Source organism: Methylotenera sp., from assembly GCF_029946165.1.
In the GTDB taxonomy this organism is placed as follows: Bacteria; Pseudomonadota; Gammaproteobacteria; order Burkholderiales; family Methylophilaceae; genus Methylotenera.
This window is the reverse complement of record NZ_JAQSDZ010000008.1, coordinates 1-15,826: the sequence shown is the minus strand read 5'-3', so window position 1 is coordinate 15,826 and position 15,826 is coordinate 1. Positions and strand designations below refer to the sequence as shown.

General features: G+C 41.2%; 13 protein-coding genes. 9 read left to right on the top strand and 4 right to left on the bottom strand.

Going from position 1 to position 15,826, the window contains the following annotated elements:
- Positions 1 to 134 precede the first annotated feature (134 nt).
- The 7 genes from PSV17_RS05560 to PSV17_RS05530 all read left to right on the top strand — a co-directional run bounded on the left by PSV17_RS05560 (position 135) and on the right by PSV17_RS05530 (position 6,486).
- On the top strand, positions 135 to 281 hold the full coding sequence (locus tag PSV17_RS05560) for a hypothetical protein (RefSeq protein ID WP_300480455.1): 147 nt from the start codon (positions 135 to 137) through the stop codon (positions 279 to 281).
- Between the two features lie 149 nt (positions 282 to 430).
- The gene (locus tag PSV17_RS05555; RefSeq protein ID WP_300480452.1) at positions 431 to 1,240 is read left to right on the top strand and encodes a phosphatase PAP2 family protein; all 810 of its coding nucleotides are present in this window, start codon (positions 431 to 433) and stop codon (positions 1,238 to 1,240) included.
- 86 nt (positions 1,241 to 1,326) lie between these two features.
- Positions 1,327 to 2,982 (top strand): phosphoethanolamine--lipid A transferase, encoded by a 1,656-nt coding sequence (locus PSV17_RS05550; protein ID WP_300480450.1) that lies wholly within the window; start codon positions 1,327 to 1,329, stop codon positions 2,980 to 2,982.
- 128 nt (positions 2,983 to 3,110) lie between these two features.
- Positions 3,111 to 3,806: a protein-L-isoaspartate O-methyltransferase gene (locus PSV17_RS05545; RefSeq protein ID WP_300480448.1), complete on the top strand. Its 696-nt coding sequence runs from the start codon at positions 3,111 to 3,113 to the stop codon at positions 3,804 to 3,806.
- Between the two features lie 12 nt (positions 3,807 to 3,818).
- The gene (locus PSV17_RS05540; RefSeq protein WP_300480445.1) at positions 3,819 to 5,249 is read left to right on the top strand and encodes a TolC family outer membrane protein; all 1,431 of its coding nucleotides are present in this window, start codon (positions 3,819 to 3,821) and stop codon (positions 5,247 to 5,249) included.
- Between the two features lie 76 nt (positions 5,250 to 5,325).
- The gene (locus tag PSV17_RS05535) at positions 5,326 to 5,886 is read left to right on the top strand and encodes an isochorismatase family protein (protein ID WP_300480442.1); all 561 of its coding nucleotides are present in this window, start codon (positions 5,326 to 5,328) and stop codon (positions 5,884 to 5,886) included.
- Between the two features lie 9 nt (positions 5,887 to 5,895).
- Positions 5,896 to 6,486: a hypothetical protein gene (locus PSV17_RS05530; RefSeq protein ID WP_300480439.1), complete on the top strand. Its 591-nt coding sequence runs from the start codon at positions 5,896 to 5,898 to the stop codon at positions 6,484 to 6,486.
- Between the two features lie 4 nt (positions 6,487 to 6,490).
- On the opposite strand, the gene waaA is transcribed toward PSV17_RS05530, so the two are convergent.
- Positions 6,491 to 7,744: a lipid IV(A) 3-deoxy-D-manno-octulosonic acid transferase gene (gene waaA, locus PSV17_RS05525; protein ID WP_300480793.1), complete on the bottom strand. Its 1,254-nt coding sequence runs from the start codon at positions 7,742 to 7,744 to the stop codon at positions 6,491 to 6,493.
- A gap of 380 nt (positions 7,745 to 8,124) precedes the next feature.
- Here waaA and PSV17_RS05520 point away from each other — a divergent pair, with 380 nt between their 5' ends.
- Together PSV17_RS05520 and PSV17_RS05515 are read left to right on the top strand one after the other, a co-directional pair.
- Positions 8,125 to 10,290 (top strand): adenosylcobalamin-dependent ribonucleoside-diphosphate reductase, encoded by a 2,166-nt coding sequence (locus tag PSV17_RS05520; RefSeq protein ID WP_300480436.1) that lies wholly within the window; start codon positions 8,125 to 8,127, stop codon positions 10,288 to 10,290.
- Between the two features lie 88 nt (positions 10,291 to 10,378).
- Positions 10,379 to 11,083, top strand: coding sequence for an NrdJb (locus PSV17_RS05515; protein ID WP_300480434.1), 705 nt, complete (start codon positions 10,379 to 10,381; stop codon positions 11,081 to 11,083).
- Between the two features lie 670 nt (positions 11,084 to 11,753).
- Here the strand turns inward: PSV17_RS05515 and PSV17_RS05510 are convergent.
- From PSV17_RS05510 to PSV17_RS05500, 3 genes are read right to left on the bottom strand one after another with little or no spacing between them, the layout of a single operon-like run.
- On the bottom strand, positions 11,754 to 13,490 hold the full coding sequence (locus tag PSV17_RS05510) for an RNA-directed DNA polymerase (RefSeq protein WP_300480431.1): 1,737 nt from the start codon (positions 13,488 to 13,490) through the stop codon (positions 11,754 to 11,756).
- Positions 13,487 to 14,455 carry a hypothetical protein gene (locus PSV17_RS05505; RefSeq protein WP_300480428.1) on the bottom strand — a complete coding sequence of 323 codons (969 nt, stop codon included), beginning with the start codon at positions 14,453 to 14,455 and terminating at the stop codon, positions 13,487 to 13,489. The genes PSV17_RS05510 and PSV17_RS05505 overlap by 4 nt, the downstream gene beginning before the upstream one ends.
- A 35-nt stretch (positions 14,456 to 14,490) precedes the next feature.
- Positions 14,491 to 15,690: a restriction endonuclease subunit S gene (locus PSV17_RS05500; RefSeq protein WP_300480426.1), complete on the bottom strand. Its 1,200-nt coding sequence runs from the start codon at positions 15,688 to 15,690 to the stop codon at positions 14,491 to 14,493.
- Between the last annotated feature and the right edge of the window lie 136 nt (positions 15,691 to 15,826).

The window sequence follows — 15,826 nt, the reverse complement described above, 5'->3', positions numbered from 1 at the left end:
TAAGTACTTATTTCTTAATAACTTTATAGTAATAATGCTGGAAACAAAAAATGGCATTAAATCCTCAGTTTTGAGCATTATTATTAGTTATAATAGATTAATAATTACATCAAATATAAAAGCTCGGGGGTTGTATGGCTTTAATTCTGTATCTTCTGTATTACTTAGTGGCAATTGTGACGCTATTTTTTCATTTTACTGGTCAACTTGAGCGCTGGGGCATGGAGTGGCTCATATTGGTATTGGCTGTGACGGTATTTCCAGTTGTTATATATTTATAATAAAAGTGAACTCCCGAAAACTCAAACTAACAGAAAATGTGAGCCTAAATTTTTTGACTTAGCTCAATTGACTTAGCTCAATTGTCTTTGCTTGATAACTATTAAATGTAAGCTTAACTTAGTTTATTAAACATAGTCACATAAAGGTAATGCTGAATAAGCAGCCAATCCAACTTTTCTTTAACACTTTAATTCCATCCATTCCACAATTGAATAACATCAACTTTCAGCGCATATTGCCGCGGTCATTTTGGTTTTCTCATCTAGTATTACCTGTCATTGCGGGATTATTACTAGCCTTTATATATCCAAACACAAATTTAGATGCTTGGTTAATTCAGCCTTTTTATGACGCACATGCGTTGGCATTTCCATTAAAGAGTGACAGATTCCTAGACGATGTGATGCACAAAGGCCTAAGAAATTTAATGATCGTGGTGAGCTTAATGATGCTCGGTTTTTGGATTTTCGGTTTGAAAATATGGCATTTTGTATTTAAGAGCCAGAATGGTAGCCATTGGTCTAAGGTTTACCATCGCCAGTTTTTGTGGTTATTTGTAGCTATGGTGATTTCCACCAGTGCTATTTCCGTTCTAAAGCGTCTAAGTATGCATAGCTGCCCTTGGGATTTATCGGTCTATGGCGGCACTCAACCTTGGATACCACTGTTTGGGCATTTCCCGGCGGGCGGAAAAGTGGGACATTGTTTTCCTGGTGGGCATGCCAGTGGAGGGTTTGCTTTGATAGCACTCTATTTTGGGTTTAGAGACTCGCTACCTAAGTTAGCAAATGCAGGACTGTTATTAGGACTGCTATTCGGTTTTGCCATGGGCTGGGGGCAAATGATGCGCGGTGCGCATTTTATGTCACACAATTTATGGACGGCTTGGATAGTATGGATGGTATTGCTTGTGCAATATCTTATCTGGCCGCCGAAGGCATCTACAACTGAGATATAAGTTTTTGTTGTCAGTTTGTCGTAAGTTTCTAATGTTATTATTCAAACACTTATTCATTAGCAAAAAAATAAATTCAGAAGAATTAAATGATTTCATTTCCAAACATTTCCCAGAAATTAACCTCATCATTTAACCAAATTTCCAGCCAAACACGCGGTATTTTTCTTGTCGTAGCTTATATCATGCTAACTGGTAATTTAGCGCTATTTGGCAGAATTGTAGAAAACTATCCGTTCACGTTAAGCAATCTGCCATTTATATTGTCGCTGAGTTTATTTTTCACAATAGTCACCGCGCTTTTCTTTTTACTGATTTGCCACGGCAAAGCAACACGATGGATTTTGGCTATTTACCTGCTTATAGTTTCTCAGACCGCTTATTACATGGATACGTTTGGGGTGGTGGTCGATGTCAGCATGCTAGACAATATTATGCAAACCAATGTGCAGGAGTTTGCTGGCTTATTGACGGTAAGTCTTGTTGTTAGAACAGTATTGCTGGGTATTATTCCAGCATGGTTAGTGATTAAGTATTTTCCAAAATCCGTGAGAGGTTTTGCTGAGATTCTGCCTAGATTGCGCATATTAGGCATATTACTGCTATTGCTTATAGTGGTTATGGCACCGTTTTCAGGCGGTTATGCGTCTTTTATCAGGCAGCATAAAGCAACACGTTTTTATGCAAATCCAATCTACTCCACTTTTTCGATTGTTAAATATGTGAATCAACAAATAAACATTGCTAAAGTGGTGCCCCTAAAACACATTGCGCAAGATGCCGAGATTGTAAGCTCTGATGGGAAACCAGAATTAATGGTTATGGTGGTAGGCGAAACAGCTCGTGCGGACAGATTCTCTCTCAATGGATATCATAAACCGACCAACCCATTGCTAACTAAGCAAGGCGTGGTGAGTTTAACTAATGTGAGCTCTTGTGGCACATCTACTGGCGTGTCTGTGCCTTGTATGTTCTCTTCGCTAGGTAGAAAAGCCTACGATAAAGAAACTGCATTGAATCAACAAGATGCTTTAGATGTGTTAGCGGATCATGGTGTAGAAATTTTATGGCGCGATAATAATTCGGATTCTAAAGGCGTTGCAACACGCATGAAATCTGAGGATTTTAGAACGTCAAAATTGAACCCTGTATGTGACGTTGAATGTCGAGATATTGGTATGCTGTCTGGCTTAGAGCAGTATGTTGAAGCGCGAAAAGATAAAGATATTTTAATCGTGTTTCATCAAATGGGTAATCATGGGCCTGAATATTACAAAAGGTATCCAAAAGAGTTTGAGAAATTTAAACCTGTATGTACCACGGGTGAATTGAAAGATTGCACAAAGGAGGAAATCGATAATAGTTACGATAATGCCATTTTGTATACCGATTATTTTTTGTCTAATGTGATTGATTTTCTTAAGAAATATGAGGATGAGCGCGCTACTGCAATGCTGTATGTGAGCGATCATGGCGAGTCGCTAGGCGAGCATGGCATTTATTTGCATTCAGCACCTTATATGGTGGCGCCAGTAGAGCAAACGCACGTGCCCGCGATTGTTTGGATGGGTAAGAATTTTGATTATAAAAAAGAGCAACTTTTGCCACATAAAGATGATTCTTTCAGCCACGACGATGTTTTCTGTTCTGTATTGGTGTCGTTTGAGTTATACGAAAAAATATGCACAGCCAAAATAGGCATGTTAATGCAAAATCCAACGTTAACGAATAATGTCCCTAAGTAAGATATAAGCCTAAATTGCGCATAGCTTTACCACTCGGGCAGTAATCAATGTTAAAGCTTTTTTAATCAACAGTTTGTACAGCACATGCATGCGATATAATATTGGAAATTGATAGGAAAATATTTGCCATGACACAAACACAACCAATTACTAAACCAATTACTAAAAATGACTCAATAGACTTAGCTCGTTTCAACATGATAGAGCAGCAAATTCGCACATGGGAAGTGCTAGACCCAGTGGTACTGGATTTGCTAGGCGAAGTGCATCGTGAAGACTTTATTGAAGCTTCGCAATTAGGCTTAGCTTTTGCCGATGTTGAGTTGCCAATTGGCTATGGTCAGACCATGCTTTCGCCTAAAATTGAAGGGCGTATTTTACAAGCGCTTAACATTAAAAAAACCGATAAAGTATTGCTGGTTGGCACAGGTAGCGGTTATTTAACTGCGTTGATTGCCAAACTTGCGAAACATGTGGATTCAATAGAAATTATTCCAGAGCTATCAAAACAAGCAGAAGTTCGTTTGCAAAAGCAAAATATCCATAATGTCACTTTGTATGTGCTTGATGCTTTCCGTGCTTACACAACAGATGAAACTTACGATGTCATAGTATTTGCAGGTTCTTTGCAATTACATCCAACTACGGCAGAACAAATGTTGAATATTGGTGGTCGTATGTTCGCTGTGGTTGGCGAAATGCCTATTATGCAAGCCACACTTACGCAGCGTTTGAATGAAGGTAGCTGCCGTAAAGAAACGCTTTTTGAAACATGCTTGCCTCCACTTAAAAATGCACCGCAATCTGTTAAATTTGAGTTTTAAAGAGAATATTGAATGGACAAGTTAGTTCGGTCATACCATGTTAAGCGGTTACATCGTGCAATTTTTCTAGCTTGTATCACTTTATCAATTTCGCAATCTGCATTTGCCGCTCAGCCTGTTGGTATAGCGCAACCAGAAAGTATAAGTCCTGTTAATGCACGCGATAACACAATCTCTTTGCTCGATTTATATCATCAAGCCGTTTTGCATGACCCTACTCTAGCCTCAGCTTTAAGTGCCAACCAAGCCGCACAAGAAATTATTGAGCAAGGTAAAGCGCTGTATCGCCCTACGGTTAACTTTAATGCAGAGGCAAATGCCGTCCATACGGATATTCGTTATTTAAACTCTAATTCTCCGCCTGGGAAGTCTAATTTTGAAACTTATAGAGCGGCAATTGACGCCAGCCAACCAATCTATCGCAAGCAAAATCTTGTGCAAATGGAGCAAACTTACACTCAAGTAAGCCAAGCGAATAAGCAACTGCATTTGAGTCAACAAGATCTTATTTTGCGCACAACTCAAAGATATTTTGACGTGTTAATCGCGCAAGACAAAATTGATTTGATAGGTGCACAAAAAACTGCAATCTTGAGCCAGCTAGAGCAAGCTAACGCTAATTTTGAGGTGGGTACGGCTACGATTACTGATGTGAACGAAGCGCAAGCCCGGTACGACTTAATCGTGGCGCAAGAAATTGCTGCGGTGAATGAATATCAAATTGCGCAACGCAATGTGCAGGCTATTACAGGCATTAGGCCACCGAAACTAGCCACTGTAAGAGCTGATATTCAGCCCAATGTTCTGGTACAGGGAATTGATAAATGGTTGGAAGTTGCCGAACAAAATAATCTCAATATACAAATTCAGCAAGATACACTTAAATTTTTAGATCAAGAAATCGATCGTACAGAAGCAGCACATTTACCAACTCTAGATGCCGTAGCCAGCGTCTCCGAGTCCTATGCCACAGGTAGCGCTTCAGTCTTTGGCGCAGGTAATGACCTTAAAACAGGGGTGATAGGTTTGCAATTGCAAATCCCCTTATATCTAGGTGGATCTATCAGTTCAAGAGTTCGTCAGGCAGTGCTAAATAAGCAAAAAGCCCAAGATGATGTAGAAATCGCCCGCAGGCAAGCTGCACTTGATACACAAAGTGCTTACCTAAATTTAAGTACTACCATTGCGCAAATTAAGGCGCTAGAGCAAGCATTAATCAGTAGCCAAAGCCAAGTCGATTCCACAAAGTTGGGTTACGAAGTCGGTGTACGCACAAGCGTGGATGTATTGAACGCTGAACAGCAACTATTCAGTGCGAAACGAGATTTGTTACAAGCCCGCTATAACTATTTGGTGAATATTATTCGTTTAAAAGCGTCTTCTGGCGTGTTAGCTGAGGCGGATTTGCTAGATATTAATCAACAATTAGTGCTTACTCATTAGCTCAAACATGCTGAGTAGCAACAATGCGCACTCTTTATAGAAATCTCTCACTCAACAATTCATTTAGCTAAAAATTATGATAAAAATTCCTTTGAAAGTAAGTGCAGGTTTGAGTCAGTTGGTTATTGTGGATACGCAAACGCGGCTCATTACTGCTATGCCTCAAGATGAGTTGCAGTCTATAGTTAAAAATATAGGCATATTGGCGCAAGCCGCAAAGCTTTTAGCTGTCTCAGCTATCATCACAGAACAATATCCTCAAGGCTTAGGACATACCTTGCCTGAATTAACGGCGTTGCTACCAAACGTGAAACCAGTAGAAAAGCTTACTTTCTCATGCATGGCAGAACCTATTTTTAGCCGTCAACTCACGCGAGATCACTCACAAATTGTGCTGACTGGCATGGAAGCACATATTTGTATATTGCAAACTGCTCTAGACTTGCTAAGTGCAGGCAAACAAGTATTTGTTGCGGAAGACGCAGTTATTTCACGCAATCCAGCCAATAAAGCCAATGCGCTAGCAAGAATGCGCGAAGCTGGTTGCATTATTAGCAATACCGAATCTATCGTGTTTGAGTGGTTAGGTATTGCGAAAGGTGACGCATTTAAAGCTATTAGCAAACTTATTCGTTAAAAGCTGCCGATGAATAAGAAGTTTTTATTAGTGTTGATGTGTTTGGTGGCTTTTGGTGCTTACCAACATTACCAGCATCGCCCTGTCGTGCATGGCGTAGGTGAAATTGCATCAGCCGAACCGATTCAAACCAGCACGGGAACCGCAGATATTCAGTTTAAGGGTTTCACCCTGACGCCGCTGGCGGACTACTCAATTAAAGCAAGAGTGCTCTCAACTGAAGATTACTCTATGGGCACAGAGGCAGAACTATCACCAACCGATTTAGCTTTAGGCTGGGGGCCAATGTCTGATGAAGCGGTGCTAAATAAAATTAAGATTACTCAAGGCAACCGCTTTTTTTATTGGCATGTCGATGAGTTTCCCATCCCGCAACGTGAAATTGAAATTCATGCGGCAAACACACATATTATTCCAGCAAACGATAGTATTAAACGACAACTTAGCAAAATTCGCCCTGGGCAGGTTGTCAGTATAAAGGGTCAGTTAATTGAAGCAAAACGCGCAGATGGTTGGCATTGGCGCAGTTCTCTCACCCGAGAAGACACAGGCGCTGGCGCTTGTGAAGTGGTTTATGTCACGGAGCTTAGCGTTAGCTAATGGATTATAGATAGTTGGCAATAATCGCCAAGGTCTTTTGCGTAGCGCCTTGCGAACTCATACACAGCGCTAGCCCGGCCTGACCCATTTCAAACTGTTGTTGGGGGTTGTCTAGCAAAGTTTGAATAGCTTGTTTTAGCTCCTGTGGGCTTTTCACCCGCCAAGCGGCATGTTGCGCAATGGCACGCTCAGACACTTCTGTAAAATTAAAGGTATGTTCGCCAATGATTACTGGTTTGGCCATACGCATCGCTTCTATTAAATTTTGCCCACCGAATGGCAACACGCTGCCGCCCACCAAGCAAATATCTGCGCTGGCGTAATAGCTAAACAATTCGCCCATGCTGTCGCCTAGAATAAATCGCGTATCAGCATTCGCTGTTTGAACCAATTTGGAGCGCCTTTGGTAAGTTAAGTGGCGCTCTTGCAGTAATGCCTCAACTTCGTTAAAGCGTTGTGGATGGCGTGGCACGATAATGGTCATTAAGTGTGGAATTTGTAGCGCCGTTACAGCATCTAAAATAATGCTCTCTTCCCCTTCACGCGTACTTGCCGCTAAAAATACTGGGCGATTGCGACCAAATAAATCTCGCAACTGTTGCCCTTGCGCAGTTGCATTCTCTGGTGGATGCACTTCAAACTTTAAATTGCCCACCACACTAATATTGCGTGCACCAAGCTGTGTTAAGCGCTCAGCATCTTGCTCAGTTTGTGCGGCAATCGCAGATAATTTTTGTAAACCTTCATGCACAAGGAGACTTAACTTGCGGTAACCACGCGCAGATTTTTCTGAAAGTCGTGCATTAATCAGCAATAAAGGCATGTTTCGCGCCTTAGCGCCAGCTATCAGATTAAACCAAAGTTCCGTCTCCATCAGCATGCCAAGCGCAGGTTTAAAGTGGCTTAAAAAACCTTTCACGGCAAATGGCAGGTCATATGGCAAGTAAACGCGCATCACCTTGTCACCAAATAATTGCTCGCTAGTGGCGCGGCCAGTTGGCGTGCTGTGCGTTAGTAATAATTGATGATTCGGGTATTGGGTGAGCAAGGCGTTAATCAGCGGTGCCGCGGCGCGTGTTTCACCTACAGAAACGCAATGCAGCCATATCACAGGTTTTTTCACGGCGAGTGAATAAAAGCCAAAACGCTCAAACCAATGTTGACGGTATTCAGCTTGCTTGATGCCGCGCCAAAGTAATTTAAGTGGCACAAAAGGCAACACCAAATACAGCAGCAGCGAATAGAAAAAACGATTCATAGCGTATTTTCTCACAAAACTATCCTTGTTGTTTTTGTCTAATGCTTACACGCATAAACATAAGGCAAATGCGAGAAATTTATTTTATATTTTTTTAACCTAGGAAAACACGCGTGAGTTATTGCTCACCGTACCTCAATGCAAATACAGGCCTCATTCGTCAAAAATACTCCCCGAAATGGTGCAAAAAGATACATAAAAATTACTATTGACGTACACAAAATAAAGGCATAAATTGCTGCTCTAGACACAACATATAGTGTTTAGCCGAGTATTTTTCACGAGAATACAAAAAGAATAAAAGTTTTTAATTGTAAATCACAGACTTAGCGTAAACATCTAATAATTAACGCACAGTCTACCGTTAAGGAGAATCATCCATGCTAAAAGCAGTCGAATCAGCAAGCAAGTCTAAAGCAGACTCTGAAAAAGAAATTCCAATTCAGGCTGTATCGCTAGATATTTGGGATAAAAAGTATCGCCTAAAAACCAAATCTGGTGAATATGTAGATGCTGATATCGATGCTTCGTACGCGCGTGTTGCTCGTGCCTTGGCCGATGTTGAAACCACAGAAGACAAACGTGCTGAGTGGCATGAAAAATTTCTATGGGCATTGCGCCGTGGTGCTATTCCAGCAGGCCGTATTACTTCAAACGCCGGTGCTTTAGAGCACAAACCTGCTACTTCAACGATTAACTGTACTGTGTCTGGCGTAATTTCAGACAGCATGGATGATATTTTAGGCAAAGTGCACGAAGCTGGCTTAACGCTAAAGGCAGGTTGCGGTATTGGTTACGAGTTCTCAACATTGCGTCCAAAAGGCGCATTTGTGGCTGGTGCTGGCGCTTACACAAGTGGCCCGCTGTCATTCATGGATATCTACGACAAAATGTGTTTCACCGTGTCTAGCGCGGGTGGCCGTCGTGGTGCGCAAATGGCAACCTTTGATATTTCACACCCAGATGTGACTGACTTTATTAAAGCCAAACGTGAAAATGGTCGCTTACGCCAATTTAACTTGTCATGCCTCATCACTAAAGAATTCATGGAAGCGGTAAAAGCTGACAGCGAATGGAAACTCGCTTTCCCTGTAACAGAAAAAGAAGCGATTATTGATGGCTTAAATACCAACGATGCAACCCAAGTGGTGTGGCGTGAATGGCCAGTTAAAGGTAAATACCTCACTAAATTAGATGGCGTAGATGCTGGAAAAGTGGCCTGCCGCGTGTATAAAACGATTAAAGCTCGCAGGTTATGGGATGTGATTATGTCCAGCACATACGATTTTGCTGAACCAGGTTTTATCTTGATTGACCGCGTAAATGAAATGAATAACAACTGGTTCTGTGAGAATATCCGCACCACCAACCCATGCGGTGAACAACCATTGCCCCCTTACGGCGCATGCTTGTTAGGCTCGGTTAACTTAACGCGCTTTGTGAAAAACCCATTTACTAACGAAGCGCATTTCGATTGGAAAGAATACCGTGAAGTAGTCGCGATTTTCACGCGTATGTTAGATAACGTGGTTGAAATCAATGGCTTGCCATTGCAGCAACAGCGCGACGAGATTATGCGTAAACGTCGTCACGGTATGGGCTATTTAGGCTTAGGTTCAAGCCTCACCATGATGAAAATGAAATACGGTGAAGAAGATTCACTTAAATTCACCGATGAAGTCACTCGCGTGATGGCCGAAGAAGGCTGGAATGTAGGCGTGCAATTGGCAGAAGAAAAAGGCCCAGCTCCGCTGATGGACGAGAAATTCGAAGTCACCGCAGATATGCTAGCAAAACGTCCAGAAATGGCGGCAGATGGCATTAAAGTGGGCCAAAAAATTGCAGGTAAAGTTTTGCTCGGTAAATACAGTCGCTACATGCAGCAGTTTCCAGAAGGTTTGCGTAATCAAATAGCCACTAAGGGCGCGCGTTTCTCACATCACAGCTCAATCGCACCAACTGGCACAATCTCACTTTCATTGGCAAACAATGCAAGTAACGGTATTGAGCCATCATTCGCGCACCACTATGCACGTAACGTGATTCGTGAAGGCAAAAAATCTAAAGAGAAAGTCGATGTATTCTCTTATGAGTTGCTCGCTTACCGCGAGTTGGTAAACCCAAATGCCATGCCGTTTAGTGACAAACCAGAAGAGCAGTTGCCAGATTACTTCTTGGATTCTTCAACCATCATGGCAAAAGCGCACGTAGATATTCAAGCCGCTTCACAAAAATGGATTGATAGCTCAATTTCAAAAACCATTAACGTGCCAACAGATTATGACTTTGAAGACTTCAAAAACATCTATCTATACGCTTACGATAAAGGCTTAAAAGGCTGTACAACGTTTAGATTCAACCCTGAAGCCTTCCAAGGCGTGTTGGTGACAGAAAAAGATTTAGAAAACACCACTTACAAATTCACGCTAGACGATGGCACCGAGCTAGAAGTAAAAGGCAACGAAGAGATTGAGTACGATGGTGAGATTCACTCAGCGGCTAATCTGTACGATGCCCTAAAAGAAGGCTATTACGGCAAGTTTTAATGTAGGAGCGGCTTGTAGCCGCGAAACAATCTGATTAAACAATCATTCGCGGCTACAAGCCGCTCCTACCAAAAAAGGAGAAAACAAAATGGCAGTTAAAATTGAAAAGAAAATCATTGGCTACAAGCTAGTTAATGAAGAAGATAAAGCCAAAGCAGTGGCAGATGCACAAGCGCAAAAAGATACCGCAGCTACAATTATCCAACTAGGCGAGCCACTAAGCCGCCCAGACAAACTTGTAGGCAACACCTACAAAATCAAAACACCAGTGACTGAGCATGCGCTTTATATCACCATTAATGACGTGATGATGAACGAAGGCACACCGCAAGAGCATCGCCGTCCGTTCGAGATTTTCATCAACTCCAAAAACATGGAGCACTTTCAATGGATTGTTGCGCTAACACGCGTGATGTCTGCAGTGTTCCGCAAAGGTGGCGATGTCACTTTCTTGGTAGAAGAACTTAAAAGCGTGTTTGAACCAAGTGGCGGCTACTTTAAAAAAGGCGGCAAATTTGTGCCTAGTTTGGTAGCAGAAATCGGCGAAGTGGTTGAGCAACACTTGCAAGAAATCGGCATGTTGAAAAGACCAGGTTTAGATCAACACCAACAAAAATTAGTGGATGAGAAAAAAGCCGAGTATTTAGATAAACACGCAAAATCAGGCGAAGAAATGAGCGCGGAAGGTTTTCCAAAAGGCGCACAGCTTTGTAATAAGTGTAATACCAAGGCTTCGATAGTAATGGATGGGTGTTTAACTTGTTTGAATTGTGGTGAAAGTAAGTGTGGGTAATGCAGAGCTAAACAATTGAGTAAATTGTTGTAGGATTCAGCAAAGTCTGGGTTTTTGCATTCATAGATAGGATTTTTTGTGTGCAATGTATGGATTACACAAATAAGGTTAATCAAGGGGTTAGAAATAATTTGTGAGCAAACTTGTGATTTTTCCTTTAAACCATCAAGAAATGCAAATTATAAGGAGAATAAGTTTTGCTCTAAGCCTTTCAAAAAATATTTATTAATTTAAGTACATATTGGGCTTATGGTTGTTTGACTTATTTAATTTGTGATGAGAGTAAATGCTTGTGACCCTCTCGAGGGAGGCATATTCGGTTTACGTTGTTGGATGAGGCATAAGTTGCGATTCGGGTAGCATAACCTGCGATTGAGGCTGGCATAAGCTGCGATTAGCAACTATTTAGAAAGATTTAGAGGGCATAACTTGCGATTATTGTGTGTGCAGCATCATAAGTTGTAAGTTAATATGCCGGATTTTCATTTGCAACATTTGTTATTATTTTTTTTAGGTTGTTATAGAACTTATTGCTAGTGTTCAATAAAATATAGCCTAAATAAGACAGTAATCTGACTGAATGCAATAGTACGTGTAAATTACAGGGCTCAAAAAGTACGACTATTGTATTAATGCTTTTCAAGAACAGCTATTTATATTGCGCTATCAATTATAATGACAAAGATGATTGAGTTTGATCAATTGCATCAAGTGCAAAATCTTCTGCCTCATCGAATGCGCTGTCAAATATATCGGTATGTCTAGACTTGCTGAGTCCATGAAGACATGCAAGTTCCCGTATAAAGGCATCAGAACTTCGCATTAACTGTTCGCTCGCTCCATGTTTTGCAAATTCAAATAGCTCGTGATTATTTTGATCGGAAGATGGCACGTCAATGGACACACCGTTCATTGCAATAATTGCCAATGATTGCATTTCAGCATCATTTTTGGGAACTCTAGAAAGTTTTATTTTTTGGGATGACATTCGCATCGGTTGAGCTATAGCTTGTGCTGCATTAGTACCCAAGGCAATTACGTTATCAATATTACCTGTGCCTATCGCACGTGTAACCTCAGACTGAAAGTACAGTGCAGGTATTGCTGAAACTATGTCTGTAATTGCAATTAATCTATCTGGAGTCGCAAGATAGGCAAGGCGCCCAATACGGTACCTCACTTTCGGTAATATGCGCTTGGCAGAGAACCCTTTTGCATTTGATAGCTGATCTATAAGCTCTACAAGCTCCGAGTCATATTGAGTTCTAAGTATGCGCGCCTGATTTAATATGCTGGCTGGAGTAATTTTTCGAATTTTATTACAGAACCATGTTTTCTTAATCAACCGGCTTGAACTTGATAGAAATCCGGCATCTTTTATTGCGCCACTATAGTCAGGTAATGGCATTCTAAATCCCTCAGATATAAAGGCATCTTTCATTTCTGCTGTGTGATTTGGATACCAGAGTAGAAGTCGTTTTAGATCACCTACTAGCGTCATCCATGACACCTTATTACCACTATCAGTGAAGTCAAGTTCGCCCTTCATCCAATCAGAAGAACTAATTAATAAACTTTTGTGCGAATTCTCATCGTGCAGCTCCAGCTCTAAGTCATTAAGAAGACTTTTCAGAAGGTTTGCAGATAGTCTGACCTGTTCTTTTGTTCCAATAAGCACAACGTCATCTACATAACGGAAGTATCGCGCGGGAGCATTTGTAAGAGCTTCATCCACCTTTCCTAGAACAAGATTGCCAATCAAATGACTAAACATTGGTCCAGTTAGAAGCTTGCCTTTTTGATTCTGATTTACATTTCCATGATCAAAAAGTAGCTTTGTACCTAACTCACTTAATCTTGGATTTAATCCAGCTTCTTCGGACGACTTGGTCCAAACTTTACTTGCTGTTTCAATAGAAATTGAAGGATAAAAACGTTTAATATCAAAAAATTTAACAATCGCATCCGGCTCTTTTCGACAAGTATCTGAAATTGCATCATGTCGTGCTTTTAAGCCGTGCATATAGTGCTTAAATATTCCAGATGCATCTCCATCTCTAGCAGGAATGTAGCTAAATACTTGGTTGGAAAGCGCAAATGGGCCGCCTCTAAGGGCGCATTCATTAACTAAAACCGCTTCCGATAGAGCCTCATTTGGCCCAGGAACAAACATTTCTCGATGTCCAATCCGACCTCTTTCATCTATATCTTTGAAATGGTTAATCTTGAGATAACTTGGAATAGTTCGATGAATTACAAGATCTACAGCAACATCTCTAGCCCAATTATCTGAGCGTGCTGCTGTATTTTCTAGATAATAGCGAAGCCCGATATATGGCATTACATCACGTCGCCTGTATTGGTTCACAGTGCGAATTGCAAAGGTTTCTGGACTTTGATGTTTCATGATTTTCTATCAAGTATTATTGGGACAACCGCGAGGCCTACCCTGGCAGTTTGTGATGGCTGTAAAGGTAATAGGAAGCGAGATTCTGAAATATATGAGTTTTCATCTTCACCATTAACTTCCGTAGTACCAAAACCTTTCCAAATGGTGGTAAATTGTCGATGAATCCATGAAAGCAAACCACCTCCAGAGGTGGCAGAATTCATATGTGGTTCAATCCATAATGCAAAACTACGTTCTCCTGATGCATAGCGAAAAAGTTCGTCCAATTGTTTCTTCGCATCCTTTCTCTTGCTTTCTCTTTCTAGAAAACCACTGAAATTTGCTACTACAAGTAATTTGTAATCTGATTTGGTGGATGTTTGAATACACTTCGTTACTAAATCAGTATTACTATTTTGATTAGTTACATCCCAAGATACAAATTCAGAGCTTACAAAAATCCCCTGTTCTATGAGTGATGGGTTTATTTGAGCAAGAATATTTGCGGCAAGCTCTCTAGCATGAATGGACAGCTCTGCACCAATTAGATGAACATCAAGTGGTAACCTAGGTAGAATTTTCTCAGCTCTAAGTTCTGCCAAAGCAGATAAAAATGTAAATGAAGCGGCACCTGCTCCGCATGGAGCATCAGTTAAACTGATGCGATTTCCAGCAGTACATCGAATAAATGTATTTGAGGTCGACCCCGCTTCAAGTTTTGGATCTAATAGTGCTAACAATGCTCGCGCAGCAGATCCGTCAAAAGCTTGAGCAAAATGCTGTTCAGTACTTTCTTTTGATATTCCACCAACTGGGCCGGACTTCGGATCACGAGTAGTACCAAGTTCACGCAATCCCATTGTATCTACAAGGTTGATGTAAGTATCTGATATTAATGCTGGCAGCTTTAAAACATCCCTTGTTGGGTCCCATAATGAAATAGGAATGATTGACGGAGCAAGTAGCCGACTTTTATGCTTCATAATAATATGTTTCCAAAGTTATCTGTTGTGATTTACTAGGCTGTCACCGCCTGCGCCACCAGCGCATCGGCAATTAGCTGCAGTTGCTGGCGGGCTTGTTGAATGCGGGTGCTGAGATGGTCGCACAGCGCCATGAGTTCATCGACTTTGGCGACGATGCGGTGTTGTTCAGCAACTGGTGGTATTGGTAAAACAAATTTTGCTAAATCAGTCGAGGACAAGTTTGGTTGCGCAGTTCCATTATCGTATTTTCTGACACTTTGCATAAGCAAGTTACTTATTAAATAATGGTAGAAGTAATCTAAGTGGATATTAGAGTTAACTCTGATAATTACTAATGATGAAGCTATTGCGCCTTTAGATATGCCCTTCACGATTGCGCATTTTCCCAGCGAACCACGAAGACAAAATAAAATATCGTTTTCAGTAAACTTTCCGCCACTCAATAAACTATATCTTTCGTCTGTTATAAAAGTCATTTCAGACTTATTCACAAACCCATTAACTAAATGGCCTGCGTTTACAAATGGAACGCCTTCTTGAACTAAAGCATCTTTATTGGGATAGTTCTTTCCTCTATCACCATTTTCCAACTTCCCAAGTTTATGTAATCTTGCAAACTCCCAACCCTTCGGCAGTTCAAACGGTTTTTCATCTTCACTTATCGGTGCAAGCAGTTTTTCTTTTTTGAGTTTGCCTTCTGCGATCAGTTTGGCTTTCTCGGCTTGTATGCGTTTTAGGAGTTCGTTGGCCGGTTCATCGTTTGTGTCTTGCGGAACCAGTTTGCCTATCACAGCCAATTGGAGCAGTGTTTGCTTAAGGGCGTCGATGCTGGCTTCGGTGGTGAATAGCACATCAAAATGCGCGCTGATGCGTTGCCAGTTAGCGCTAAAATCTTCTGCATTTTGCGATTGAGTGAGGGTGCCTAGCAAGTGACTCACGAGCTTTTCGTGAGCTTCTGCGACGTTGTTATGTTGGGCTTCCAATTGGTCGCATAGCGCCATCAACTCATCCACTTTGGCGACGATGCGGTGCTGTTCATTTAGAGGTGGCAGGGGAGTCAATCCGGAAAAAAATTGACCATCATTAATAGCAGGGTATGCAATTCCCATTTGAACTGATTCGACATAACGAACGAATACAGGGCTACGAAAAAACCAAAGAAAATACCTTGGTGGCATTGAACAATATGGATGAATAATTGCAAATGCCGTACTAGCAATAGGCTCAGGCAAGAAGTCCTCATCAATTACAGCTATATTAAGGAGATAAGGTCGAACGGTTGAATAAATAACTGTACCTTGCTTTACTACTTTTCGGAGCCTGTAAATAATTCTGTGTAAATGCAGTTTGAGTGCATTAATTCAAGGG

Coding starts and splice junctions, on each gene's coding strand:
- PSV17_RS05560 (WP_300480455.1), top strand. CDS start 135: ATGGCTTTAATTCTGTATCTTCTGTATTACTTAGTGGCAATTGTGACG.
- PSV17_RS05555 (WP_300480452.1), top strand. CDS start 431: ATGCTGAATAAGCAGCCAATCCAACTTTTCTTTAACACTTTAATTCCA.
- PSV17_RS05550 (WP_300480450.1), top strand. CDS start 1,327: ATGATTTCATTTCCAAACATTTCCCAGAAATTAACCTCATCATTTAAC.
- PSV17_RS05545 (WP_300480448.1), top strand. CDS start 3,111: ATGACACAAACACAACCAATTACTAAACCAATTACTAAAAATGACTCA.
- PSV17_RS05540 (WP_300480445.1), top strand. CDS start 3,819: ATGGACAAGTTAGTTCGGTCATACCATGTTAAGCGGTTACATCGTGCA.
- PSV17_RS05535 (WP_300480442.1), top strand. CDS start 5,326: ATGATAAAAATTCCTTTGAAAGTAAGTGCAGGTTTGAGTCAGTTGGTT.
- PSV17_RS05530 (WP_300480439.1), top strand. CDS start 5,896: ATGAATAAGAAGTTTTTATTAGTGTTGATGTGTTTGGTGGCTTTTGGT.
- waaA (WP_300480793.1), bottom strand. CDS start 7,744: ATGAATCGTTTTTTCTATTCGCTGCTGCTGTATTTGGTGTTGCCTTTT.
- PSV17_RS05520 (WP_300480436.1), top strand. CDS start 8,125: ATGCTAAAAGCAGTCGAATCAGCAAGCAAGTCTAAAGCAGACTCTGAA.
- PSV17_RS05515 (WP_300480434.1), top strand. CDS start 10,379: ATGGCAGTTAAAATTGAAAAGAAAATCATTGGCTACAAGCTAGTTAAT.
- PSV17_RS05510 (WP_300480431.1), bottom strand. CDS start 13,490: ATGAAACATCAAAGTCCAGAAACCTTTGCAATTCGCACTGTGAACCAA.
- PSV17_RS05505 (WP_300480428.1), bottom strand. CDS start 14,455: ATGAAGCATAAAAGTCGGCTACTTGCTCCGTCAATCATTCCTATTTCA.